We start from the raw sequence: 24235 nt of genomic DNA, 5'->3' as shown, positions 1-24235 counted from the left end.
ACGCCTCTCGACGCCCCTCGCACACCGTCCCGGGCAGGTCAGTTGTGCAACGGCAGACCGCCGAGCAGCGGGTTGTGCTGGTTCAGCGCACCGGTCATGCCCTTGACAGTGTTGAGCACGGAGTCCTTGTTCTCGGTGTCGAGCGCGTTCGACTGGTGATGCAGCGGCATCACGTCGAAGGAGCCCTTGGCGAGCGTGTTCACGGCGCCGTTGAGGCTGGTGGGCGTCACGTCGGCGGCGTTGTAGGCGAACGCGGGCGTGGCGGCGCCAGCGATGGCCAAGGACCCGGCAACGACGGCGGCAGCCTTCAGGGACTTCATCTTGTTCCTTTCCTCGGCAACTCATGTCAATTCAGGGATTTCTGACGCCGTGCTCAACGAAGTTCGGTCGGGGCGGAAACCCGGAGTCCAGAAGTTTTTCCGCAATCCGCCGAGTCCTGATCAGCCTCGATTCGTCATCGGGGTTCGGTCGTTGATCGGTTCGGCGGTTCGCCCGTGATATCCCTGCCGTTGGAGGTGTTCGCCCACGCGTTGCCCGGGCGCGGTTCCATCGCGTGCCCTCGAACGTCCCCGCCGCTCCCTCGTTCCTGGACACGCTCGTGATGACCGTGGCGTCCAGGCCCACGGCGATCCAGCCCTTCAAGTACCGTCTGACGACGGTGAGACGGAGGAAGCCGCCCGGTCGCAGGTGCAGCAACATCCACACGTGGCGGCGTACCCGCCGACGCACCTTCGCGATCTTGCGCTGCGTCGGCTCGTCGAGCCCGGCCGGCACCCGGCGCATGGTCGAGTCCGAGACGGCTGGCCCAAGGCCTAGTGGCGCAACTGGAGTTGCTCGGCCTCCAGCAGGCTCCGTGCCCCGAGCGTGATCGCGATCGCGAAGCTGCCCGAGCCAGCCTGGGAGACCTCTCTGAAACAGGACGGCTCAATCCAGGAGGGCTACTTCGTGGTCGAGCTGACCGAACTCAAGCACAAGACCGGCTGGCGCTACAGCATCACCGCGACGTACATCGGCCGGATGTGGGACATCGCCGCTCCTACCAGCTCAATTCTTCGACGTCCTCCACACCCTTCTGCTGTGAGAGCGTCACCTCACCCAATTCCGCTGAATAGCCAGGTCAGACCGGAAAAGAAGACAGCCGTTGCGCCGACAGGGAGATTCCGGCGCAACGGCTGTGGGGCCGCTTCCCCTGACGGCTTACGTCGTGGGCAGCGTCGGCATCGGCAGGGTGGACGTAGGCAAGCCGCTGGCGAGCAGCGTGGCCGCGAGGTAGTTGACGAGAGCCGTCTCCATGCCGTTGACCGCCGTGGCCACCTGGCCGGCGTCCCCTGAGGTGACGGCCTTTTGGAGGGCGTCCAGCGCCTTCTGCAGGGCGGCGTGGGCGTCGCTCACGGCGTCTTTGGCCTGCGGGTTCGCGGTGGCCTTCGGAGTCATACTGGCAACAGCCCGTTTCGCGGAGTTGACGAGTCGGGTCGCCTGGGCAGCGGAGAGTCGGCCGTTGTCGGCCTTGAGTGCCGTGTTGAACAGGTTGGCGGCCGGCGGGAGCGCTCCGCCGAGTTTGCCAAGGCTCTCGACCCGTGCGAGGAGCGCGTCCGCGCCGGAGGCGGGCACCTGGGACGCCGCATGGCTGCGTCCCTGGGCGGAGTCGGCCGCCACGGCGGCCGGGCCGGTGATGGCGGTCAGGAGGGCAGCGCAGAGTGCGGTGGACGCGATACGCCGTGTGGACAGACCTCGCATGGAAGTTCCTTTCGATGATGCGTCGGATCTTGTGCCCACCGTTCAGTCACCCATCACCATTTGCAACCGGCCAAGCACACCAGGTAACCAGCCGTCTCGTAGCAACGTCGCTGGTGAAACGCCTCGCTCTAGGCCGACCCGGTGACCGGGCATCCGCCCGTCCATTCGGAGCACCGCAAGCGTGCCGGAGAACACGCGGCCCGGCCGCCCCTCCGTGCGGAAGGACGGCCGGGCCGTGAAGTGCGCGGAGACGTCAGCTGTTGGTGCAGGTGTTGCCGAACGCCGGGTTCAGCAGACCGATGACGTTGACAGTGTCGCCGCAGACGTTGACCGGCACGTGAACCGGGACCTGGACCACGTTGCCCGACAGGACGCCCGGGGAGTTGGTGGCGGTGCCGTTCGCGCCACTGTCGGCGGCGGCGAAGCCGGCGGTGCCGACGACGGCCGCGGCGGCAACGGAGGTAAGGACCAGGCCCTTCGCGATACGCGACATGGAGAGGTGCTCCTTGGGGGTTGAAATAACATCCGGGCGGATGCCCGACGTTGTGTCAACGCGCGGTACCCGCGAGGGTTGTGCCGCCAATGGAGTGATCCACGAGAGGAGCGGCCTTCACAAAATCGGGCCGGCGGCGCCACGCGGATCGGTCCGACGCTGGTGGGCAGGGTGAAGTTGACGACGACGGCGAAGACGTAGCCAATGGCGTTCTAGTCGAAGAAGCCGCGGAGTTTCGCGCTGCGGCCACGACCTCGTCGCCCGCCGCCCGGGCCACCGCGACGCCGGCCGCGATGGCCCGTCCGTCCTGCTCCAGGGCGATTGCGTTCTTGGTCCGGAAAAGCAAAGTGAAGTGCCCTGCCAGTCCGGCTCGTTCGCACCGCCAGGGGTCCTTTGTCCGATGTTCCTGGACGTAGAAGTCGCCGTCGACCAGACAGTGTCCCGGGGCGCTGATGTAGGTCACCGCACCGGGTGCGGCCAGAACGCGCTCCCCGGGGAGGATGGGATCGCACGCTCCAACTCATGCGTACGGACCCGGAACGGGCCTGGCACGCGGGCGAGATCGCCAAAGACCTGGGCCTGAGTCCCATCTGACCCACTGTCACCTCTCTCCGCCTCTCAGGGGAACCTCACACACACCGACGACGGCCGCTCGGCACCGCACTTCGACAGACCCCCTGTGGAGACGCCCATATTCGCCGCGCGTCGCAATAGGGCATCTGGATGTCCCATCCGGTGCTTATTAGCTGACTATTTGCGAGCTTCACGGGTGACACACATGCCGCTTTTGGTCCATTTAGTGAATGTTGTCTGGTTTGTGAGCGTCATATGCAGTCTGCTGTCCCCACCACATCCCTCGCAATTTCGTCAGGAAAGGCATGGTGGGTTTTGGTGCATGGGGCTGTTAAGACCAGAGGCGTCTCGTCACTGGTTCTCGGGGCGGTGAGTCTGGGCCTGACCTGGGGCCTGTGCGGCCCTGTTTCGGCGCAGACGCAGTCCGTCGAGGGCCGGGCGCAGGCTCAGGCCGCCGCCTCGCAGGCGGGTCGAATCACTCAGCGGGCGGGGGTGAAAACGCATCACGAAAACCTTCGGGCGGTGGTGACGGGGACGGTCACCGCGAGGATCGGCGTCAATATCCGTGAGCGGCCGACGACCAACTCGGCGATCCTGGGCTCGTTCCCGTTCCGGGCGCACATCAGCATCCTGTGCCGGGACACGGGCGCTTCCGTGGACGGGAACAACATCTGGTACAAGCTGGCGGGCCGCGCCGGCTGGGTGACCGCACGCTGGGTCGCTGCGACCGGTGTGCCGTTCTGCGACTCGATTGACAGGCCGACGGGTCCGCTCGGCCCAACCGGCCCGACCGGCCCGCACGGTCTCGACGGGCTCGACGGGCTCGACGGGCTCGACGGGCTCGACGGTGTGACGGGTCCGACCGGCCCGACCGGACCGCAGGGCCTCACCGGGCTCGACGGGCTCGACGGGCTCGACGGTGTGACGGGTGCGACGGGTGCGACGGGTCCGACCGGACCGCAGGGTCTGACCGGGCTCGACGGTGTGACGGGTGCGACGGGTCCGACCGGCCTGACCGGCGACACCGGCCCGACCGGACCGCAGGGCCTCACCGGGCTCGACGGTGCGACCGGTGCGACGGGTCCGACCGGCCTGACCGGCGACACCGGCCCGACCGGACCGCAGGGCCTCACCGGGCTCGACGGGCTCGACGGGCTCGACGGTGTGACGGGTGCGACGGGTGCGACGGGCCCCCAGGGCCTCAACGGGAACAACGGAAACAATGGGCTCAACGGCACTGACGGTGCGACCGGACCGACCGGACCGCAGGGTCTCACCGGGAACAACGGAAACAATGGGCTCAACGGCACTGACGGTGCGACCGGACCGACCGGACCGCAGGGCCTCACCGGGCTCGACGGTGCGACCGGTGCGACGGGTCCGACCGGCCTGACCGGCGACACCGGCCCGACCGGACCGCAGGGCCTCACCGGGCTCGACGGGCTCGACGGGCTCGACGGTGTGACGGGTGCGACGGGTCCGACCGGCCCCCAGGGCCTCAACGGGAACAACGGAAACAACGGGCTCAACGGCACTGACGGTGCGACCGGACCGACCGGACCGCAGGGTCTCACCGGGAACAACGGAAACAACGGGCTCAACGGGCTCAACGGCACTGACGGTGCGACCGGACCGACCGGACCGCAGGGCCTCACCGGGCTCGACGGCGCCGACGGCGCCACCGGCCCCACCGGACCGTCTGGCACCACGCAAACGCAGTTGCTGACCTCGGTTCCCCAGACCGTTCTCGCCGGCGCCACGGCGACGCTGAGCGGACCGTCCTGCACCACCCTGGGGGCGTTCACTGCCGTCAGCGGCGGGGATACCCAGCTGACGGGGACGGGCCAGGTTCAGACGCTGACGAGCTCCCCGGGTACGTCCTGGACCGTCACTGTCCACAACACTGGCACCGATGACGCGACCGTCACCGTCACATCGGTCTGCCAGCCGGCCTGATCCCGGGCGAGAAGCCCGGCCCCCAGATCGACCCGGTTCCTGACCGCGCGTTCTTCCCCTAGAACGGTCCGTGCCACCTGCCTGTCCGGCGGGTGGCACGGACCGTTTTTCAGCGGTGCCGGTGTCAGAAGCGGGCGGACCCCAGGGCTCCGATGAACTCCGTCCAGGTGGCCGACCCGATCAACAGCACCTCCCCGCCAGGCAACTTGCTGTCCCGGACCGGAATGACGCCGGGGACCCTGCCGGCTACTTCGACGACTATCACCAGACTGGTGCGCTACCGGCTCTCCTCCCTGCCGGCCCTGCTGGTCAGCGCAATGACGCCCGCGGGCCACGACTCGATCACCGCGGCAGCGGAGTGGTGCCGGCGTGCGACACCCGGGGAACCGACCGCCTTCGGCGTACCCCACCACCCGCTCCTGGGCCGCTACCGGGTGCCGGGTGAGAAGACCCTGCGCAGCGGGCTGGGACGCCTCGATCCGGCTGAGCTCAGCACGGCCGGGTTCACCTACCTGAAGTCCCTGCTCCCCGACGAGCGCGCCATTCCCGCGCCTCTGATGCCTGATGGCGGCCGAGAGCGCGAACAACGTCGGGCCCACCAGGCTGCTGCTCAGGCCGATCCGTTGCGCGTCAGGCGCCGGGCGATCGCGGTGGACGGCAAGTGCCTGCGCGGGGCCTCTTCAAGGCGTCCTTGCTGATCGCAGGCTCGAAGGGCAAGAACCGCCTGCCCCGCTCGTCCTGCGACTTACGCGCCCGGAACGTGTACCCGAGGAAGGTGAACTCCGTGTGCTCATAAGAGCTCTGGTGTTTCCCGTCCTGGTCATCGGCGTAACGCTCGAACGTGACGGTGGGGAACTCCCTCTCCAGCCACATATCAAACGCGTAGTGCATGAACAGGTTCGCGAGCACGGATGAGACCGCTGAGCCCGGATCCACGGGTTCAGGTGCGGCCGTGATGTTACCGAGAACGAAGAAGTGCCCTGTGGTCTGCGATGATGGGAGTTCTTCAGGCTTCCAGCACGCACGATCACGAGGGCACTTCCGAAATACAGTCTTCCCACGCCGGGGCGAGGGTCTCCGCATGGTTCGATGATCCGAATCTGATCGCGTACGGCGGGCTGGCTCCGCTGGTGCGCCTGGCCGAGCGGTGCGGGCTTTCCGGCCCGGTCGCCGAGCGGGTGCGATTGCCGGTTTCGAGGAACGGCACCGGCTGCGGCACGGAGCGATGAAGGGCCTGTTCATCGGGGTGCCGTCACCGTCCACGCCGGGCAGCTTCCTGCGGTCCTTCACCCACGGGCACCTCAAGCAACTGCACGCCGCCAAGCCGAAGGAGCAGCACACCGCACGGTTGACCGTGCGCACGTCCTGCGCCTGAACCCGGCGGCCCTGCCCGGGGGCAGGGCGAGCTGTTCACCACCTGGCACTACCACGGAGCTTTCCCCGAACCCGCCTGCCGCTGGTGGACGCCGAGGCCGACCACCGGCGACACGCGATCGTGGAACAGGTGATCACGGAGTCGAAGAACGGCCCCTTCACGCACGCTCTCGGGATGCTTCCAGACGAACTCCACCTGGCCGGCGCCGACCGCGCCGGTCTCCAACCTCACCCGCGCCTGCGGAACCCCTCGCCGGCACCTTCCACACCAAGGCCACCTGCCCGACCATCCGCGACCACCTGATCAACGTGCCCGCCCGGCCGGCCCGTTCGGCCAGGCGGCTCCCCCCACCTGCCCGAACACCGACCCTCACGGGACGCCTTCGAGGCCCAGGCCGCTTGGTCTGGCCAGCATTCCCGCGTGTTCACAGGTCTCGGGCCCTGTCGTCCCACAGCCGGAAACACCGACCCGATCACCAGAAATGATCAACCGTCAAGCGAGCCGGTGGATCCGGGATCAGGCATCCGACCCGGTGGGTCACCGACGGTGCGCGGCTCGGCCTCGCCGGTAAAGGATCAGCCCGCCCGCGAGCAGCGCGGCACTGACGCCCGAGGTCGCCAGCATGGCCTCGCTGCCGGTCTGCGCCAGGCTGGGCCGGGTGCCCATGGGGACGGGGCCCGGCCGCCATTGCGGCTGAGCGGAAGGCTCGGACCGCAGCCCCTGGGAGGCCGCGTTGTGCCGCGACTGGTCGGCGGGCGCGGGCAACCGGTGAGCCGGAGTGCGACCAACGGCCGGGGTGTGCCTGGCGACCTCCGACGGAGACGTCTGCACGGGCAACCTGGGCCTCGCCGTGGAACTGGTGTCGCTGGAGCCCCTTGGCCTTGGGACTTCCTGCGGGACTTGTCTGACCGAATTCGACTGGTCGGCACAGGAGTTGCCGAAAGCGGGGTTCAGCAGGGCGATGACATTCACGGTGTTGCCACAGGCGTTGACCGGTACGTGGATCGGTACCTGCACGGTGTTGCCGGAAAGCACACCAGGCGAGCCGTTGGTGGCACCGCCCGCGTTCGAGTCGGCCAGCGCAGGGCTGCCGCACAGGGAGAGAACGCTCGTCGCGGCGGCGGCCGCGACCACTCCTCTACTCAGGTTCTGTCGCAATCTCGTTGTTCTTCCTGCTTGAACAAGTGGGAAAAGCCGGCCGTGGAACGTGAGAAGTGGTGTCCAAGGCCGGCCGTGACGCAGCGGGGCGGCCGGCGTTACACCGTCAGTTGTTGGCGCACGCGGAGCCGAACGCCGGGTTCAGCAAGGCGAGGACATCGACGGTGTTGCCGCACAGGTTGACGGGAATGTGCACGGGGACCTGGACCACGTTGCCGGACAGGACGCCCGGAGAACCGACGGCGGAACCGGTGGCGCCGGCGTCGGCGAAGGCCGGAGCAGCCACGCCCAGGGCCATGATTGCGCCAGCGACGACTGCAGCGCTCTTCTTCATGAACTTTCCCTTCTCTCCGGTCATGCCCCTGTGGCGGATGAACCCGAGCGAGCACAGCTTGAATCGGCTCGCACCATGACCGGCGGTTGTAAAACGAAGAATAGACATCCGGGAAACTGCGAAATGCGAACCGCCGGGGAATTCACCCGAACGCCCCGGCAGCATCGGCATCGAGCCTTCGCCAACGGGGAAGCGGTTCACCTGAGCCCGGGTCCACCGGCTCGCTTCACGGTTAATCATTTCTACTGATCGGACCGGTGCGCCTGGTACTCCAGTCACACTTCCCGCCAAAGAAACACGTTCCCGCTCTCGTATCAACCACAGGCAGAGGCTTTGGTTTCGGCAATTCACCCGGTCGGACCGCTCAAGACCCGGACGGGGGTGGAATGACAGAGCCTTGAGGCGTGTTCCGGCACCTTTCCTGTATGGGCCGACGGAGTGAACCGAAGGAACCAACCGGGCCCAGGGCAGTTGAGCAAGACGCTCCGGTGGACGGGGTTTTCCCAGAAAGGAACAGCAAGTGATCAAGAAGGTACTGGCTACCGCCGCGGTCGCCGCTTCCGTCGTAGGCGCCTCCGCCACCGCCGCGCCCCAGGCGCTGGCCATCGGCAACGACACCGGCACGACCTCCACCAGCGGCACCGGTGCTTCGCAGACGTTCGGCAACTCTGCCACGTACGGCACCATGAGCCCCCAGATGGCGCTCATCCAGGGTTCGTTCAACAAGCCCTGCATCGGCCTGCCTGCCAAGGCCAACCTGGGTTCGCTGGTCGGCGTCGTGCCGGTCTCGGTCCAGGACATCCCGGTCCTGTCCGCGCCGCAGAACCAGCAGTGCGTCGAGAACTCGACCCAGGCCAAGGGCGACGAGCCGCTGTCGCACATCCTGGACGACGTCTCGGCCCTGTCGGGCAACGGCACGAACAACCACTGAGACAGGACGCGTCGGGCCCCTTTCGCGGGCTCTCGCCAGCGGGTCGCCGATCTCTCGGCGGCCCGCTCGCTTGACACCCGCGCATGACGGACGCGGATCGCGTCGGCCTGTCTGTGAGGGGCGCAGCGACGTGTTCCTTCCCGTCCGCATACGCTCCGCCAGACGGGGCAAAGCCCGCAACCCCCATCCGGATCGCGGCGTTGACAATCACGCATCTCCTCCCCGGAGTCCGCCTTTTCGAAAGGGAATGAACATGAAGAAGCTGTGGGCAACCGCTGCGATCGCCGCTTCGGTCGCCGGCATCACGGCTACGGCCGCCCCGCAGGCCCTCGCCATCGGCAACGACACCGGCACGACCTCCACCAGCGGCACCGGTGCTTCGCAGGACTTCGGCAACTCGGCCACCTTCGGCGACATGAGCCCGCAGCTCTCGCTGGTCCAGGGCTCCCTGAACAAGCCCTGCGTGGGACTGCCCGCCAAGCTCAACGCCGGCTCAATCGTCGGCGTCGTGCCGGTCACGGTCCAGGACATCCCGGTCCTGTCCGCGCCGCAGAACCAGCAGTGCGTCGAGAACTCGACCCAGGCCAAGGGCGACGAACCCCTCTCGCACATCCTGGACGACATCTCGGCCCTGTCGGCCAACGGCACGGGCAACGGCTGATCCGTCCCCGTTCCGCCGCGGCGGGTCACCGGTCCTCCGGTGGCCCGCCGTTTTGTCGTACGTCAGCGCCGGTACAGGGCCTCGATCTCGTCCATGTAAGCCGCCTGCACCGCGTGACGCTTGACCTTCAGGGACGGGGTCAGCAGCCCGTTCTCCTCGCTGAACTCGCCCTCGACCAGTGCGAACGCGCGGATCGACTCGGCGCGCGAGACGGCCTCGTTGGTGTAGTCGACGGCCTTCTGCACGTCGGCACGGATGCGCGGATCCCGTACGACCGTGGACATCGGGGTGTCCGCGGGCAGCTTGCGGACGGACAGCCAGTGGGCGATCGCCTCGGGGTCGAGGGTGATCAGAGCGGCGACGAAGGGCCGGTTGTCGCCGACGACCAGGCACTGGCCGACCGGGGCGCGGCTGCGCAGCCGGTCCTCCAGGACGGCCGGCGAGACGTTCTTGCCGCCGTTGGTGACGAGGATGTCCTTCTTGCGGCCGGTGATGGTGAGATAGCCGTCCTCGTCGAGCGCGCCGAGGTCCCCGGTCGCGAACCACTCGTCCGTCAGTACGGCGTCGGTGGCCGCCGGGTTGTTCCAGTACGCGCCGAAGACCACCCCGCCCTTGATCAGCACCTCGCCGTCGTCGGCGATGCGGATCGTGGTGCCGGGCACCGGGAGGCCGACCGTGCCGGGGCGGGGCCGCAGGGGCGGGACGACAGTGGCGGCAGCCGTCGTCTCGGTGAGGCCGTAGCCCTCGTAGACGATGATTCCGGCCGCGGCGAAGAAGAGGTTGAGGTCGCGGTCGAGCGGGGAGCCGCCGCTGATGGCATACCGCATACGGCCGCCGAGTTCGCTGCGGATACGGCGGTAGACCAGCAGGTCGTAGAGGGCCCACGCGGCGTACAGGGCGGGGCTCGGGCCCTTGCCGGTGCCGAGGAACTTGTCGAGGTACGCCTTGCCGAAGCGGACCGCGACGCGGTCGGCGCGGTCGAAGGAGGCGGCGCGGCCCATCCGTTCGGCGGTCGCGCGGCCGGTGTCGTGGATCTTCTCGAAGAGGTACGGCACCCCGACCAGGAACGTGGGCCTGAACTCCCTTAGCGCCGGGCGGAGTTCGTCGGGCTTGATGCTCGGGCAGTGGCCGATCTCGATGCGGGCCATCAGACAGGCGATCTGCAGGGTGCGGCCCATGATGTGCGCGAGCGGGAGGAAGAGGAGTGTCGATGCGACCTGGCCGGTGACCTCGGTGAAGAGGGGGTGCAGCAGTTCGACCGTGTTGGCGGCCTCGGCGTGCAGGTTGGCGTGGGTGAGGACACAGCCCTTGGGGCGGCCGGTGGTGCCGGAGGTGTAGCAGATCGTCGCGACCGTGTCGGGGGTGAGAGCGGTACGGCGCTTGGTGACCTCCTCGTCTGTGATGTCCCGGCCCAGGGTGGCGAGTTCGGCGACGGCTCCCGCGTCCAGCTGCCAGATGCGCGGGTGTTGGGGGTGGCGGGCGGTGCCCGTCATGACCGTGTCGGTGTTCTCGGCGTTCTCCGTGACGACGAAGCGGGTGCCCGAGTCCCTTACGATCCACTCCACTTGCTCGGCGGACGAGGTCGCGTAGATCGGCACGGTCCGGCCGCCGGCCGTCCAGATCGCGAAGTCGAGGACCGTCCACTCGTAGCGGGTGCGGGACATCACCGCGACCCGGCCGCCCGGTTCGAGGCCGGCGGCTATCAACCCCTTTGCGGTGGCGGTGACTTCACGGGCGAAGGCGGCGGCGGTGACGGGCTGCCAGCTGCCGCCCTGCTCGCGGCGGAGGACCACGGTGTCGGGTGCCTCCGCCGCGTTGATGAACGGGAGGTCGGCGGTGCTGCCGGTCGTCGGGCTCGGCGCGAGCGGCAGCGTGCTCGCCTCTCGTACGACGCCCCGCTCGTCCCTGGTGAGTTCGACCCGGGTGCGGGCCGCCAGGTCGGTGCGTTGCCGCGCCCGCTTCAGGTCCTTGCGTACGCCCATGTCGGCTGCTCCCGGTCGGCGGTGAGACGGTGACTGGGCCGTCAACTTACTCGCAAGTAGGGGAAGGTCAATGGGGCCGGTGGGGTCGAGTCCGGGTTCGGTCGGGTTCAGTCCATCCGGCTCGCCTCGTCGATCGCCTCGGCGAGTTGCCGTACGTCCTTGTCCTCCGTCTTCTTCGCCAACGCGTGGGCGCGGTCGGCGAGTTCGCCGAGGCCGGGGTCGCCGGGCAGGTCGCCGGAGCGGAGCGAGTCGGCGAAGTAGGCGGCCACGGCGGTGACTTGGAAACGGGGCGAGGCACTGGACAGGGAGTCGTGCAGGGCGTCGGTCTCCAGCTGGCCCGATTCCTCGTGCGGGGCGCGGGTGTCGGGGTCGAGCCAGCGGACGCTGGCCGTGGCGAGGTGGCCGTCGGCGCCGGGCCTGGTGCGGACGGCGTAGAGGGCGGTCACGGTGTGGCCGGGGCCGATCTCGCCGCCGTCGACGTTGTCGTTGCGGAAGTCGTCGTCGGCGACCTTGCGGTCCTCGTAGCCGATGAGACGGAACTGCGCGACCGTCTCGGGGTCGAAGGCGACCTGGGCCTTGGCGTCGCGGGCGGTGAGGTCGATGTTCTGCGGGAGTTGATCGACGAAGACCTTGCGGGCGTCGGCGTCGTCCGAGACGTACGCGGTGTGGCCGTCGCCCTTGTCGGCGAGCTTCTCCATCAGGGCGTCGCCGTAGTCGCTGCCGACTCCGACGCCGAAGAGGGTGATGCCGTGGTCGCGGCGCTCGTTCGAGATGCGTTCCAGGATCGAATCGGCGTTGGTGTCACCGGTGTTGGCGAGGCCGTCGGAGATGAGGACGACCCGGTTGGTGGCGCCCTCGCGCAGGCCCTCGGTGGCGGTGGCGTAGCCGGTCTCGACGCCGGCGCCGAGGTTGGTCGAGGACTGGGTCTCCAACTCGTCGATGGCGTGGTGGACTTTGCCGCGGTGGCCGTCGAGGCGGGTCATCGGGAGAACGGTCTCGGCCTCGTCGCTGAAGGTGACGAGCGCGACCGAGTCGTCGTCGCGCAGCCGGTCCGTCATCTCGTCGAGGGACTTCTTGGCGAGGTCCAGACGGCCCGTCTCGGCCATGGAGCCGGAGACGTCGATGACGAACGTGAGGGCGGCGGGCGGGCGTTCGGCGTTGTCGTCGGTAGTGCGGGTGGCGAGGCCGACGCGGATCAGGGACCAGTTGGCGCTGTCGGTGCGGGCGCCGTCGACGGTGACCGTGAAGCCGTTGCCGTCGGGGCGCTCGTAGTCCTGCCGGAAGCTGTTGACGAACTCCTCGGGGCGGATCGTCGACGGGTCGGGCAGCTGTCCGTCGGCGAGGATGCGCCGGGCGTAGCCGTAGGAGGCCGTGTCGACGTCGAGGACGAAGGTGGAGAGGTAGTCGGGGGACGGGGCGATCTTGTCGGCGGGGGTGCTTGTCTGTTCGCCGTCCTGTTCGCTGCTGTTGTCACCGCCGGAGGTGGTGGCGGGGGCCGGGGCCGGGAAGCCGGTCCGGTTGGCCGCGTCCGAGGTATTGGAGTGGCTGCCCTCGCCCGCGCCGCAGCCGGTGAGCAGCAGGCCGCCCGCGGCGGTGAGGGCGAGCAGGGTGGCGCGCAGGTGCCGGGTGCGGTGGCGGGCGCACTCCTGCGCCGGTCGTGTTCGGTCGGTGTCCATCTCCCGTGCCCCCTCGGTCCGTTGACGTCGGCTTCTGCGACTGTGACGGCGGACGGGACGGGAACGTGCGCTACGGGGAGTTGCGGAAGCGTCTCGAAGGGGTCGCGATCAAGGCCCGTCGAGACCGGTGGGAGATCCTCCGGTGACCTAGGACACGATGTCCTTGCGGGCGAAACCCCGGAAGGCCAGGGCGAACAGCACGATGGCGTACGTAACGGAGACCGCCGCGCCCTGGATCATGCCGGACCACTCCGGATGGGGCTGTACGGCGTCCGCCCAGGCGAACTGCCAGTGGGCGGGCAGGAAGTCGCGCCAGTGGCCGAGGGCCGTGACGGCGTCCAGGACGTTGCCGACGATGGTCAGGCCGACCGCGCCGCCGACCGCGCCCAGGGGTGCGTCGGTCTTCGTCGAGAGCCAGAACGCGAGCCCGGCGGTGACCAGTTGGGAGACGAAGATGAACGCTACGACCACCAGTAGGCGTTGGGCGGCGGTGCCCGAGCCGATCGCGCCGCCGGTGGGCAGCTCCAGTGGGCCCCAGCCGTAGGCGGCGGTGCCGACGGCCAGGGCGACGAGCGGGAGCAGGACCATCGCGCCGAGGCTGAGGCTCAGGCCGACGACCAGCTTGGACCACAGGAGGCGGGCCCGGGGCACGGGTGCCGCCAGCAGATAGCGCAGGGACGACCAGCTGGCCTCCGAGGCGACCGTATCCCCGCAGAACAGGGCGACCGGGACGACCAGCAGGAAGCCCGCCGACACGAACAGGTTCACCGCGGCGAAGTTGGCGCCGGACGCGGTGGCCGTGTCCATCAGGGTCACCTGGCCGTTGCGCTCGCCCGGGGTGCCGCCGATCGCGAAGGCGGCTATCAGGACGAAGGGCAGCGCGGCGAGGATGCCGCCCATGACCAGGGTGCGGCGCCGTTTCAACTGCCGGACCAGCTCGACCCGGAGGGGCAGTGTGCGGCCCGCTCGGTAGCCGGAGGCCACCTCTGCGGGCTCGGCGAGCGTGCTCATGCGGAACCTCCGATCAGGGTGAGGAAGGCGTCTTCCAGGCGGCGGTGCGGGCCGACGGAGGAGACGGGGACTTCGAGTCGTACGAGTTCGACGAGGAGTCGGGCGGCGGTGGCGGAGCCCTGGGTGGAAGGCGGGGACACCGGCGCGTCGAGTGCGGTGCCGGAGGCCTCGGTGGTGGCCGTGTTCGCGCCCTGCGCCGGGGAGTTGGCAGCCACCAGGCGATCCTCGGGTACCGGACTGTCGCCGGGTGCCAGTCGCACCAGCAGGCCGCCCTCCGCGCGTGTCACCGACTCCACGTCCGGGAGGGCCGCGACCTTCTCCACCAGCGGGTCGGGGATGTCGGCGGCCAGGCCGACAAGCAGGGTGTCTCCGGAGCCGATGATCTCGGCGACCGGGCCTGCCTGGATGAGCCGGCCGCGGTCCATGACCACGAGGTCGGTGCAGGACTGCTCGACCTCCGCGAGGAGGTGGCTGGAGACTATGACCGTGCGGCCGGCCTCCGCGTAGCGGATCATCACCTCGCGCATCTCGCGGATCTGCGGCGGGTCGAGGCCGTTGGTCGGTTCGTCGAGGATGAGGAGGTCGGGGAGGCCGAGCATGGCCTGGGCGATGGCGAGGCGCTGGCGCATGCCCTGGGAGTAGGTGCGCACCGCGCGGGCGAGCGCGTCGCCGAGGCCCGCGATCTCCAGGGCCTCCTCCAGGTGGGCGTCCTCCGGGGGCCGTCCCGTCGCCTGCCAGTACAGCTCCAGGTTCTCGCGGCCGGAGAGGTGCGGGAGGAAGCCCGCGCCCTCGACGAAGGCGCCGACCCGGGACAGCACCGGGGCGCCCGGGCGGATCGCGTGGCCGAAGACCCTGATCTCGCCGTCGTCCGGTCTGATCAGGCCCATCAGCATGCGCAGGGTGGTCGTCTTGCCCGCGCCGTTCGGACCCAGCAGGCCGAGCACCTGGCCCTTCTCGACGCGGAAGGACAGGTCCCGTACCGCGTACCGGTCCGCCGACTTCGCGTACCTCTTGCTCAAGTCGGTGATCTGGAGTGGGACTTCGGCCAGCTCGGGGTCAGTGGGTGTAGTGGCGGTGCGACGGCGTCCGGTCAGCAGCAGCGCGAACACCGCGCCGGCCAGCGGCAGCCACCACACCCACGACGGCAGTGTCGCCGCAGCGGTCGTGACGCCGGGGGCCGTCGGCACCTTGAGGTCGCTCTTCAGGGTGACGGTGTACGTCGCCGGGGCCGTCGGGGAGGAGTATGCGAGGTCCGTCGAGGCGAGGACCAGGCGCAGGTGGTGGCCGCTCTGGACGTCGTAGTCGATGGCCGGGAGGGTGATCGTGACGTCCTTGCCCGCCTTGGCGCCCTCGACCCTGAGGGGGGTCACCAGCTGGGAGGGGAGCACCTGTTGGGTGCCTCCCGGGCCCACGTCGTAGACCTTGCCGAAGAGGACGGCGTCGTCGCTCGTCGACTTGACGTGGACGGTGACCGTGGGCGATCCGGTGATGCGGAGGCCCTGGGTGAGGGGCTTGGAGGCGAACGCCGCGTACTGGCCGGGGAAGTCGAGGGAGACTCCGATGCCCAGGGAGGACAGCTGCGAGAGGCCGCCGGTGCTGCCGAGGCCGGGCAGAGCGGAGATCGCGGGCGGGCTGGCGCCGGCCGGGTTGGTGAAGCTCTGCTCGCGGCGGCCGGTCAGGGCGAACGCGCGCGGGTCCTTCTCCAGGCCGGGGTAGACGCTGCCGCTCGCGCCGCGCAGCTGGGCGGCGCCGTCGGTGGAGTCGACGCCTCCGGTGCGGGTGACGCGGAAGGCCGGGCCGGTGTCGGTGTTCTTGTCGTCCTTCAGGTACCGGTCGAACCACGAGGTCACGCGTGCCTGGACGCGGCTCGTCTCCATGTCGCCGCCGTCATGGCCGCCCGCGATCCAGTCGACGTCCACGGGGGCGCCGTTGGCGCGGATCGCCTTCGCGGCGGCGTCGGCCTGGCCGAGCGGGAAGAGGGAGTCGGTCTGGCCCTGGAGCAGGAGGGTCGGCACGTTGATGTGCGAGGCGACGGCGGACGGGGAGCGGGCCTCCAGGAGGGCGCGCGCCGCAGCGTCGGGCTTGCCCGCCTCGGCGACCCGGTCGTACATCGCGCACAACTGGGGCTCGAAATTGGCGCAGCCGCCACCGGAGTTGATGAAGATGCTCGCCCAGAGCTTCTTGAAGACGCCGTTCGGGAACAGGGCGTCGGCGAGGTTCCAGTAGGTGATCGCCGGGGCGATGGCGTCCACGCGGTCGTCGTAACCGGCGGCGAGCAGGGAGATCGCTCCGCCGTAGGAACCGCCCGCCACGCCCACGCGCGGGTCGCCGGGCTTGTCGAGCTGGACGTCCGGCTGCTTCGCCAGCCAGTCGACCAGCTTGGAGACGTCCTTGACCTCGCCGTCCGGGTCGTTCAGGCCGATCTTGCCGGTCGACTTGCCGAAGCCGCGCGCGGACCAGGTGAGGACGGCGTACCCGTCTCCGGCCAGGTCCTCGGCCTCTTTCCGTACGTCGTCCTTGCTGCCGCCGAAGCCGTGGGCCAGGAGGACGGCGGGGCGGCGGGCGTCGGTCCCTCCGGCCGTGAAGTAAGAGGTGTCGAGTTTCACGCCGTCCACGGCCATCACGCGGTCGGCGCGGTGTACCTCCGGCGGTTTGTCGGAGGCTACGGCCGTCCAGGTGCCGGCGGCGGCGAGCACGGCTACGGCGGCCGTGGCGGCGAGCCACTGCCGTGGGCGTCGTAGCGGTGAGCGAAGATCCATGTCGTCAACGGTACGGGGCGTCTCTGACAGTTGGGGCAGACCCTGGGGTGAACCGGGGGTGAGGGGTGTACCGCGCCTGGTGTACGGCTTCTAGCTCGGGAGGCTTATGTGGATCGCCGGGTGCGGGTGCGTGGGGGCTGGTCGCGCAGTTCCCCGCGCCCCTGAAAGACCTCTAGTCGTCCGGTATCGACACCAGCCAGCGAGTGTCCTTGCGGGGGCGGAGATAGAGCGCCCAGTACAGAGTTGCCGCCGCCACTATCCCTCCCGTCCACAGCAGGTAGCTCGTCTCCTGTTGGGTGAGGATGTACGCCAGGACCGCGATCAGCAGGATCGGCATTGCGGGCCACAGGGGCATGCGCCACGCGTGTGTGTGCCTGTGTTGGCCCCGGCGGGACAGCAGGGCGGCTACCGCTACCAGCAGGTACATGCCGGTCACCGAGACGCCTGTCACGCCGTAGAGGGTGTCCAGGTTCACGAAGCAGAGGACTGCTCCGGGGACGCCCACGGCGAGGGTGGCCACCCAGGGGGAGCCGAAGCGGCCGAGTTTGGCGAAGACCGTGTTGACCGGGGTGGGCCAGGCCTTGTCCCGGGCGGAGGCGAAGAGGACGCGGGAGTTCTGGATGACCATGACGATGCCCGCGTTGATGATCGCGAGGGCGACGCAGAGGCTGACGAAGGTGCCGACCGCCGAGTTGGACCAAGCGGTGACCATGCTGCTGATGTCGCCGCCGGTCAGCTCCGAGAGGTCGGACGCGCCCACTGTGATGGCGACCACCGGGACCAGGATGATCACCGTGGAGATCGCGAGGGTGGCGAGGACCGTGCGGGCCACGTTGCGGCGCGGGTTCTCCAGTTCCTCGGAGAGGTAGACCGCCGTCGAGAAGCCCTGGGTCACGAAGAGGGCGATCGCCAGGCCGGAGACCACCAGCATCGCCGTCACCGTGTCCGTGTGGCCGCCCGTGCCGGCGACCTGCATCGAGGTCAGGCTGCCCAGGCCCCGGTGGCTGTGCGTGAAGCCGAGCAGCGCCACCACTCCTGCCGCTATGACCTCCAGGACCAGGAAGATGCCCGTGATCCACGCGTTGGCCCTCAAGTCCAACAGGCCCGCCAGCGTGGCCAGGAGCATCACGCCCGCGCCGGTCATCGACGGGTTCAGGTGGACGATCGGGGTCAGGTAGTCCGCCGTGCCCATCGCTATCACCGGCGGGACGATCATCACGACCAGGAGGGACAGGACGAAGACCAGCCAGCCCGCCAGGCGGCCCGCCAGCGTCGACACCATGGCGTACTCGCCGCCCGCGCTGGGGATGAGGGTGCCCAGCTCCGAGTAGCAGAACGCGACGGCGATGCAGAGGACCGAGCCGATCGCGATCGTGAGGGCGGTCGCGGTGCCGAGCGAGCCGAACAGGTCGGGGACGATCACGAAGAGCGTGGAGGCCGGCGTCACGCACGAGAGCGTCAGGAGCGTGCCACCGACGATGCCGATGGATCGCTTGAGCTGCCGTGGGCGCTGGGGGCTGTCCGACGTCGCCTCGGAGACGGCGGCTTCGGCGGTGGGGAGGGTGTCGGTCACGCGCTGATGGAACATTGACGGAAACCATCACGTCAATGGGTGTTCGCCTACGGAATTCGTTGATCCGGACTGCGTAGAGTTCCGTAATCAGCCGCCTAAGGCAGTGTCGGCACCGATTCGACTCCCTACGGGAACCGCAGCCGTCGTAGCGAAAAAATGGGGCCGTCCGCGATGCGGACGGCCCCGTTCGGCGTTGCTCAGGACTGCTCAGTGGTTGCGCGGGAAGCCGAGGTCGACGCCGGTGGGGGCGTCGGCCGGGTCGGGCCAGCGGGTGGTGACGACCTTGCCGCGGGTGTAGAAGTGCGTGCCGTCGTTGCCGTAGATGTGGTGGTCCCCGAAGAGGGAGTCCTTCCAGCCGCCGAAGCTGTGGTAGCCGACGGGGACCGGGATCGGGACGTTGACGCCGACCATGCCGGCCTCGATCTCCAGCTGGAAGCGGCGGGCGGCGCCGCCGTCGCGGGTGAAGATCGCGGTGCCGTTGCCGAAGGGGGAGCTGTTGATGAGGGCCACGCCCTCGTCGTAGGTGTCGACGCGCAGGACGCAGAGGACCGGGCCGAAGATCTCGTCCGTGTACGCCTTCGCGGTGGTCGGCACCCTGTCGAGGAGGGAGATGCCGATCCAGTGGCCGTCCTCGAAGCCCTCGACCGTGTAGCCGGTGCCGTCCAGGACGACCTCCGCGCCCTCGGCCGCCGCGCCCGTGACGTAGGACGCCACCTTGTCGCGGTGGACGGCGGTGATCAGCGGGCCCATCTCGCTCGTCGGGTCGTTGCCGGGGCCGATCTTGATCTTCTCGGCGCGCTCGCGGATCTTCTCCACCAGCTCGTCGCCGATCGAGCCGACCGCGACCACCGCGGAGATGGCCATGCAGCGCTCGCCCGCCGAGCCGTAGGCGGCGGACACGGCCGCGTCCGCCGCCGCGTCGAGGTCGGCGTCCGGGAGGACCAGCATGTGGTTCTTGGCGCCGCCCAGGGCCTGGACGCGCTTGCCGTTCGCGGAGGCCGTGGTGTGGATGTAGCGGGCGATCGGCGTCGAGCCGACGAAGGAGACCGCCTTGACGTCCGGGTGCTCCAGGAGGCGGTCCACGGCCACCTTGTCGCCGTGGAGGACGTTGAAGACACCGTCGGGCAGGCCTGCCTCGGCGAGCAGTTCGGCGATCTTCAGGGACGCCGACGGGTCCTTCTCGGACGGCTTGAGCACGAAGGTGTTGCCGGTCGCGATGGCGATCGGGAACATCCACATCGGCACCATGGCGGGGAAGTTGAACGGCGTGATGCCGGCCACGACGCCCAGCGGCTGGCGGATCGACGCCACGTCGACACGGCTGGCGACCTCGGTGGAGAGTTCGCCCTTGAGCTGCACGGTGATCCCGCAGGCCAGGTCGACGATCTCCAGGCCGCGCGCGACCTCGCCCAGCGCGTCGCTGTGCACCTTGCCGTGCTCGGCGGTGATCAGCTCGGCGATGGCGTCCCGGTTGGCCTCCAGCAGCGCCCGGAACTTGAAGAGGATCGTGGTCCGCCTGGCGAGCGAGGACGTGCCCCAGGTCGCGTAGGCGTCCTTGGCGGCGGCGACGGCCGCGTCGACCTCCTCGACCGACGCGAACGCGACCTTCGTGGTGACCGCGCCGGTCGCCGGGTCGGTGACCGGCCCGTAGTTCCCCGACGCGCCTTCGACGGTCTTGCCGCCGATCCAGTGGTTGACGATCTTCGTCATGCCCAGTTGCTCCTTCACAGATGGCGGCGTCGGGTGGTGACGTGCCGTTCGTACAGCTCACGTGCCTTGACCGCGGACGATCGGGCCGCGGTCTCGGCCACAGGAACATCCCACCAGGCCTGCGCCGGAGGCGCGCCCGACACAGTGTCTGCGGTTTCGGTCTCCACGTAGACACAAGTGGGAGTGTCCGCGGCCCGCGCCTCGGCGAGCGCCGTACGCAGGTCACGGACGGTCTTCGCGCGCAGCACGCGCATCCCGAGGCTGCCGCGTTGGCGGCGAGGTCGACGGGCAGCGGGGCGCCGGTGTAGGTGCCGTCGTCGGCCCGGTGGCGGTAGGCGGTGCCGAACCGCTCGGCGCCCACCGACTCCGACAGGCCGCCTATGGACGCGTACCCGTGGTTCTGTATCAGCAGCACCTTGATCGCGATGCCCTCTTGTACGGCGGTCACGATCTCCGTCGGCATCATCAGATACGTGCCGTCGCCGACCAGCGCCCACACCGGCCGGTCCGGCGCGGCCAGCTTCACGCCGATCGCGGCCGGGATCTCGTAGCCCATGCAGGAGTAGCCGTACTCCAGGTGGTACTGGTCGCACGACCGCGTCCGCCACAGCTTGTGCAGATCGCCGGGGAGCGAGCCGGCCGCGTTGATGAGGATGTCCGACTCGTCGACGATCTCGTCCAGCGCGCCCAGGACTTGGGGCTGTGTGGGGCGTACGTCGGGCTCGTCGGCCTCGTAGCAGGCGTCGACGCGCTGTTCCCAACGCTCCTTGTCCTCGCGGTACTCGGCGATGTACGACGCGTCGACCCGGTGGCCGTGGCGGTCCAACTTCTTTGCCAGTGCCGCCAGTCCGCCGCGGGCGTCGGCGATCAGCGGCTGTCCGGCGAGCTTGTGGCCGTCGTACGGGGCGATGTTGAGGTTGAGGAAGCGGACGCCGGGGCGTTCGAAGAGGGTGTGGGAGGCGGTGGTGAAGTCGGTGTAGCGGGTGCCGACGCCGATCACCAGGTCGGCCAGGCGGGCGAGTTCGTCGGCGGTCGCGGTGCCGGTGTGGCCGATGCCGCCGACGTCCTGTGGGTGGTCGTGGTTCAGGGAGCCCTTGCCGGCCTGGGTGGAGGCGACCGGGATGCCGGTGGCGGCGGCGAACTCCGCGAGGGCGGTCTCGGCCCGGCTGTGGTGGACTCCGCCGCCCGCGACGATCAGCGGGCGCTTGGCGGCCCGGATCGCCCTTACGGCAGCGGCGAGTTCGGCCGGGTCGGCGGCCGGTCGCCTTACGTACCAGGTGCGTTCGGCGAAGAACTCGTCCGGCCAGTCGTGCGCCTCGGCCTGAACGTCCTGCGGGAGAGCGAGAGTCACGGCCCCGGTCTCGACGGGGTCGGTGAGCACACGCATGGCGTTCAGGGCGGCGGGGACCAGCGCTTCCGGGCGGGTGATCCGGTCGAAGTACCTCGACACCGGGCGCAGGCAGTCGTTGACCGACACATCGCCCGCGTACGGGACTTCGAGCTGCTGGAGCACCGGGTCGGCGACCCGGGTGGCGAAGGTGTCGCCGGGGAGGAGCAGAACCGGGAGGTGGTTGATCGTGGCGAGCGCGGCGCCGGTGACGAGGTTGGTGGCGCCGGGGCCGATGGAGGTCGTGACGGCGTGCGCGGACAGCCGGTTCGACTGCCGCGCGTAGCCAACTGCCGCGTGCACCATGGACTGTTCGTTACGGCCCTGGTGGTACGGCATGACCGGTGACGCGGGGGGTGTCTCCCCGGCGGGCACGGTGGCGTACTCGATGAGCGCCTGGCCGAGCCCGGCCACGTTGCCGTGGCCGAAGATGCCCCAGGTCGCACTGATCAACCGCCGCCGTACGCCGTCGCGTTCGGTGTACTGGGCGGACAGGAAGCGTACGAGCGCCTGTGCGACCGTGAGCCTCGTCGTTGAGGTCATCGGTGTTCCTCCGTGTGGTCCGGGTGCAAGCTGATCCGCAACTCCGGTACGGCTCCGCGACCCCGTCCGACTCGATGCCCGAGGCCGGGAACCTCAGTGCGCATGCTCCGACACGCAGGGTGATCAGCCGTGTTGGAGACCTCCGGCGCGGGGCCGTAGCGAGCGGGGAGTCGTCGCTCGCACTTCGCTCCTGCCAGGGCGAAGCGGCCTCCCGCGCCGGAGGCGTTCTGTGCCCGGGCGAACACGCTTTCCCCGCCCGGGAGTTGGACCTTTTGATCCGTAATTCGCACGGTACATCCACCGCTGAGCGGAAGCACGATCCGCTCCCCGTCACCGGCGCCCGTCATAAGCCGGCCCTCACAGCAGCCCTACGGCGGTGTCGACGGCGGCGGCCACATCTCCGTCCGGCGGATAGAGCAGCGAACGGCCGACCACCAGGCCCCGCACAGTGGGGAGTTGGAGGGCACCGCGCCACTTCTCGTAGGCGCCGTCCTGGTCGTCGCCGACTTCACCGCCGAGGAGGACCGCGGGCAGCGTCGAGGTCTCCATGACCTGGGCCATGTCGTCCGGGTTCTCGGTGACCGGGAGCTTGAGCCAGGTGTAGGCCGAAGTGCCGCCCAGGCCCGAGGAGATGGCGATGGACTTGATGACGGCCTCGGCGGAGAGATCGTTCTTCAGCCTGCCCTCGTCCGTGCGGCGGCTGATGAACGGCTCGACGAACAGGGGAAGTCGGCGCGCGGCCATGTCGTCGATGGCGCGGGCGGTGGACTCCAGGGTGGTGAGGGAGCCCGGGTCGTCGTAGTCGATGCGCAGCAGCAGCTTGCCCGCGTCGAAGCGGAGCCGCTCGATGTCCTCGGCGCGGTGGCCGGTGAACCGGTCGTCGAGCTCGAAGCGGGCACCCTGGAGGCCGCCGCGGTTCATCGAGCCCATGACGACCTTGCCGTCGAGGGCGCCGAGGAGGAGCAGGTCGTCCAGGATGTCGGCGGTCGCGAGAACACCGTCGACGCCCGGCCGGGACAGCGCCAGGCAGAGGCGTTCGAGCAGTTCGGCACGGTTGGCCATGGCGAACTTGCGGTCGCCGACGCCGAGGGCGCCGCGGGCCGGGTGGTCGGCGGCGACGATCATCAGCCGGCCGGCGTCGTTGAGCAGCGGCCGACGAACGCGCCGGGCGGCGGCCTCGGCAATCGCCTCGGGGTGGCGGGCGCGGACGCGGACGAGTTCGGAGATGTCCACGCGTGGGCCGGTGCCCGCGCCTGCGCCGTGGCCCGTGTCGTGACCGGAGAGACCGTCGTCGCCCTCGTGGTCCACATGCGCGTGCGTCACGCCGTCCCCGTCCCTGTTTCCGTCCCCGCCTTCGCGTTCGTGCTCGGCGCCCGCCACACGGCCGGCCCTCACAGCACCGCTCCGGCCGCGATCGCGCCCTCGACCTCGGCGACCGTCGGCATCGCGGACGAGCACTCCAGGCGCGAGGCGACGATCGCCCCGGCCGCGTTGGCGTGCCGCATGATCTTCTCCAGGTCCCAGCCGGCCAGCAGACCGTGGCAGAGCGAGCCGCCGAAGGCGTCACCGGCGCCGAGTCCGTTGAGCACGTTCACGGGCAGCGGGGGCACCTCGGCCGACTCGCCGTCCCGGTTGACCGCGAGGACACCCTTGGGGCCCTGCTTGACGACGGCGAGTTCGACACCGGCGTCCAGCAGCGCGCGGGCGGCGGCGTGCGGCTCGCGCACGCCGGTGGCGACCTCCACCTCGTCGAGGTTGCCGACGGCGACGGTGGTGTGGCGCAGGGCCTCCTCGTAGAAGGGGCGGGCCTCGCTCGGGTCCTTCCAGAACATCGGCCGCCAGTCGAGGTCGAAGACCGTCGTACCGGACTTGGCGCGGTGCGCGAGCGCCGCGAGCGTGGCCGTACGGCTGGGCTCCTCGCTCAGGCCCGTGCCGGTGATCCAGAAGATCCGGGCCTCGTGGATCGCGTCCAGGTCGAGCTCGTGGGCGTCGATCTCCAGGTCCGGAGCCTTGGGGTGCCGGTAGAAGTACAGCGGGAAGTCGTCCGGCGGAAAGATCTCGCAGAAGGTGACCGGGGTCGGCAGGCCGGGTACCGGGGTGACCCAGCGGTCGTCGACGCCGAAGTCGCGCAGCGCCTCGTGCAGATAGGTGCCGAAGGGGTCGTCGCCGGTGCGCGTGATCACGGCCGTCTCGCGACCCAGCCGGGCGGCGGCTACGGCGACGTTCGCCGCCGAGCCGCCGAGGAACTTCCCGAAGGTCGTCACCTGGGGCAGCGGCACGCCCGTCTGCAGCGGATAGAGGTCCACCCCTAGCCGCCCCATGGTGATCAGGTCGTACGCCATCGACTTCCCCTTTATTTCGGCTCTCCCCGGTTTC

18 protein-coding genes and 3 pseudogenes are annotated in these 24235 nt (G+C 69.6%); 5 read left to right on the top strand and 16 right to left on the bottom strand.

Annotation, left to right across the window (positions count from 1 at the left end; translation table 11 throughout):
- Window positions 1–38: 38 nt before the first annotated feature.
- The 3 genes from OH768_RS33425 to OH768_RS33415 all read right to left on the bottom strand — a co-directional run bounded on the left by OH768_RS33425 (window position 39) and on the right by OH768_RS33415 (window position 2230).
- Window positions 39–320: a hypothetical protein gene (locus OH768_RS33425; RefSeq protein WP_406459680.1), complete on the bottom strand. Its 282-nt coding sequence runs from the start codon at window positions 318–320 to the stop codon at window positions 39–41.
- Window positions 321–1197: 877 nt separating this feature from the next.
- Window positions 1198–1737: a hypothetical protein gene (locus OH768_RS33420; RefSeq protein ID WP_406459679.1), complete on the bottom strand. Its 540-nt coding sequence runs from the start codon at window positions 1735–1737 to the stop codon at window positions 1198–1200.
- A gap of 253 nt (window positions 1738–1990) precedes the next feature.
- A complete protein-coding gene (locus tag OH768_RS33415) occupies window positions 1991–2230 on the bottom strand; it encodes a chaplin (protein WP_406459678.1) in 240 nt (79 codons plus the stop codon).
- Between the two features lie 1095 nt (window positions 2231–3325).
- Here OH768_RS33415 and OH768_RS33410 point away from each other — a divergent pair.
- Window positions 3326–4759, top strand: a complete 1434-nt coding sequence (locus tag OH768_RS33410) for an SH3 domain-containing protein (protein WP_406459677.1) — start codon at window positions 3326–3328, stop codon at window positions 4757–4759.
- Between the two features lie 124 nt (window positions 4760–4883).
- Here the strand turns inward: OH768_RS33410 and OH768_RS33405 are convergent, their stop codons facing one another.
- Entirely contained in the window at window positions 4884–5024 is a 141-nt protein-coding gene (locus OH768_RS33405) for a DUF397 domain-containing protein (RefSeq protein ID WP_406459676.1), read from the bottom strand.
- On the opposite strand from OH768_RS33405, the pseudogene OH768_RS33400 reads away from it, so the two are divergent.
- Together OH768_RS33400 and OH768_RS33395 are read left to right on the top strand one after the other, a co-directional pair.
- Window positions 4984–5451: pseudogene (locus OH768_RS33400) on the top strand (hypothetical protein); the annotation flags it as partial. The gene OH768_RS33405 and the pseudogene OH768_RS33400 overlap by 41 nt on opposite strands.
- A 533-nt stretch (window positions 5452–5984) precedes the next feature.
- Complete coding sequence (locus tag OH768_RS33395; protein WP_406459675.1) at window positions 5985–6134, top strand: hypothetical protein; 150 nt, start codon at window positions 5985–5987, stop codon at window positions 6132–6134.
- A gap of 537 nt (window positions 6135–6671) precedes the next feature.
- Here the strand turns inward: OH768_RS33395 and OH768_RS33390 are convergent.
- Together OH768_RS33390 and OH768_RS33385 are read right to left on the bottom strand one after the other, a co-directional pair.
- Window positions 6672–7292, bottom strand: a complete 621-nt coding sequence (locus tag OH768_RS33390; protein ID WP_406459674.1) for a chaplin family protein — start codon at window positions 7290–7292, stop codon at window positions 6672–6674.
- Window positions 7293–7398: 106 nt separating this feature from the next.
- Window positions 7399–7626, bottom strand: coding sequence for a chaplin (locus OH768_RS33385; protein WP_406465549.1), 228 nt, complete (start codon window positions 7624–7626; stop codon window positions 7399–7401).
- A 520-nt stretch (window positions 7627–8146) separates the two neighbouring features.
- Here OH768_RS33385 and OH768_RS33380 point away from each other — a divergent pair.
- Both OH768_RS33380 and OH768_RS33375 read left to right on the top strand, forming a co-directional pair.
- On the top strand, window positions 8147–8557 hold the full coding sequence (locus OH768_RS33380; protein ID WP_406459673.1) for a rodlin: 411 nt from the start codon (window positions 8147–8149) through the stop codon (window positions 8555–8557).
- Window positions 8558–8810: 253 nt separating this feature from the next.
- Entirely contained in the window at window positions 8811–9218 is a 408-nt protein-coding gene (locus OH768_RS33375; protein ID WP_406459672.1) for a rodlin, read from the top strand.
- Window positions 9219–9280: 62 nt separating this feature from the next.
- Here the strand turns inward: OH768_RS33375 and OH768_RS33370 are convergent, their stop codons facing one another.
- The 10 genes and pseudogenes from OH768_RS33370 to iolC all read right to left on the bottom strand — a co-directional run bounded on the left by OH768_RS33370 (window position 9281) and on the right by iolC (window position 24201).
- On the bottom strand, window positions 9281–11200 hold the full coding sequence (locus OH768_RS33370; RefSeq protein ID WP_406459671.1) for an AMP-dependent synthetase/ligase: 1920 nt from the start codon (window positions 11198–11200) through the stop codon (window positions 9281–9283).
- 107 nt (window positions 11201–11307) lie between these two features.
- Window positions 11308–12876 carry a von Willebrand factor type A domain-containing protein gene (locus tag OH768_RS33365; protein WP_406459670.1) on the bottom strand — a complete coding sequence of 523 codons (1569 nt, stop codon included), beginning with the start codon at window positions 12874–12876 and terminating at the stop codon, window positions 11308–11310.
- A gap of 147 nt (window positions 12877–13023) precedes the next feature.
- Entirely contained in the window at window positions 13024–13887 is an 864-nt protein-coding gene (locus OH768_RS33360) for an ABC transporter permease (protein ID WP_406459669.1), read from the bottom strand.
- Window positions 13884–16646: an alpha/beta fold hydrolase gene (locus OH768_RS33355; protein ID WP_406459668.1), complete on the bottom strand. Its 2763-nt coding sequence runs from the start codon at window positions 16644–16646 to the stop codon at window positions 13884–13886. Before OH768_RS33355 ends, OH768_RS33360 begins: the two co-directional genes overlap by 4 nt.
- Window positions 16647–16818: 172 nt before the next feature.
- A complete protein-coding gene (locus OH768_RS33350; protein WP_406459667.1) occupies window positions 16819–18219 on the bottom strand; it encodes an APC family permease in 1401 nt (466 codons plus the stop codon).
- A gap of 207 nt (window positions 18220–18426) precedes the next feature.
- Window positions 18427–19929, bottom strand: coding sequence for a CoA-acylating methylmalonate-semialdehyde dehydrogenase (gene mmsA, locus OH768_RS33345; RefSeq protein ID WP_406459666.1), 1503 nt, complete (start codon window positions 19927–19929; stop codon window positions 18427–18429).
- Between the two features lie 14 nt (window positions 19930–19943).
- Window positions 19944–21859 (bottom strand): annotated as a pseudogene (iolD, locus tag OH768_RS33340) (3D-(3,5/4)-trihydroxycyclohexane-1,2-dione acylhydrolase (decyclizing)).
- Between the two features lie 137 nt (window positions 21860–21996).
- Window positions 21997–22194: pseudogene (locus OH768_RS33335) on the bottom strand (5-deoxy-glucuronate isomerase); the annotation flags it as partial.
- 22 nt (window positions 22195–22216) lie between these two features.
- Window positions 22217–23254, bottom strand: coding sequence for a deoxyribose-phosphate aldolase (locus OH768_RS33330; protein WP_406459665.1), 1038 nt, complete (start codon window positions 23252–23254; stop codon window positions 22217–22219).
- The gene (iolC, locus tag OH768_RS33325) at window positions 23251–24201 is read right to left on the bottom strand and encodes a 5-dehydro-2-deoxygluconokinase (protein ID WP_406459664.1); all 951 of its coding nucleotides are present in this window, start codon (window positions 24199–24201) and stop codon (window positions 23251–23253) included. Before iolC ends, OH768_RS33330 begins: the two co-directional genes overlap by 4 nt.
- Between the last annotated feature and the right edge of the window lie 34 nt (window positions 24202–24235).

Origin of the sequence: Streptomyces sp. NBC_01622 (genome assembly GCF_045209635.1) — a bacterium.
In the GTDB taxonomy this organism is placed as follows: domain Bacteria; phylum Actinomycetota; class Actinomycetes; order Streptomycetales; family Streptomycetaceae; genus Streptomyces.
The sequence above is the reverse complement of the archived record's forward strand: the minus strand, read 5'-3'. Positions and strand labels throughout refer to the sequence as shown.

Excerpts from the sequence above, each read along its gene's own strand:
- OH768_RS33355 (WP_406459668.1), bottom strand. The coding sequence starts at position 16,646 with ATGGATCTTCGCTCACCGCTACGACGCCCACGGCAGTGGCTCGCCGCC.
- OH768_RS33360 (WP_406459669.1), bottom strand. The coding sequence starts at position 13,887 with ATGAGCACGCTCGCCGAGCCCGCAGAGGTGGCCTCCGGCTACCGAGCG.
- OH768_RS33425 (WP_406459680.1), bottom strand. The coding sequence starts at position 320 with ATGAAGTCCCTGAAGGCTGCCGCCGTCGTTGCCGGGTCCTTGGCCATC.
- OH768_RS33370 (WP_406459671.1), bottom strand. The coding sequence starts at position 11,200 with ATGGGCGTACGCAAGGACCTGAAGCGGGCGCGGCAACGCACCGACCTG.
- OH768_RS33415 (WP_406459678.1), bottom strand. The coding sequence starts at position 2,230 with ATGTCGCGTATCGCGAAGGGCCTGGTCCTTACCTCCGTTGCCGCCGCG.
- iolC (WP_406459664.1), bottom strand. The coding sequence starts at position 24,201 with ATGGCGTACGACCTGATCACCATGGGGCGGCTAGGGGTGGACCTCTAT.
- OH768_RS33385 (WP_406465549.1), bottom strand. The coding sequence starts at position 7,626 with ATGAAGAAGAGCGCTGCAGTCGTCGCTGGCGCAATCATGGCCCTGGGC.
- OH768_RS33365 (WP_406459670.1), bottom strand. The coding sequence starts at position 12,876 with ATGGACACCGACCGAACACGACCGGCGCAGGAGTGCGCCCGCCACCGC.
- OH768_RS33395 (WP_406459675.1), top strand. The coding sequence starts at position 5,985 with ATGAAGGGCCTGTTCATCGGGGTGCCGTCACCGTCCACGCCGGGCAGC.
- mmsA (WP_406459666.1), bottom strand. The coding sequence starts at position 19,929 with ATGACGAAGATCGTCAACCACTGGATCGGCGGCAAGACCGTCGAAGGC.
- OH768_RS33375 (WP_406459672.1), top strand. The coding sequence starts at position 8,811 with ATGAAGAAGCTGTGGGCAACCGCTGCGATCGCCGCTTCGGTCGCCGGC.
- OH768_RS33420 (WP_406459679.1), bottom strand. The coding sequence starts at position 1,737 with ATGCGAGGTCTGTCCACACGGCGTATCGCGTCCACCGCACTCTGCGCT.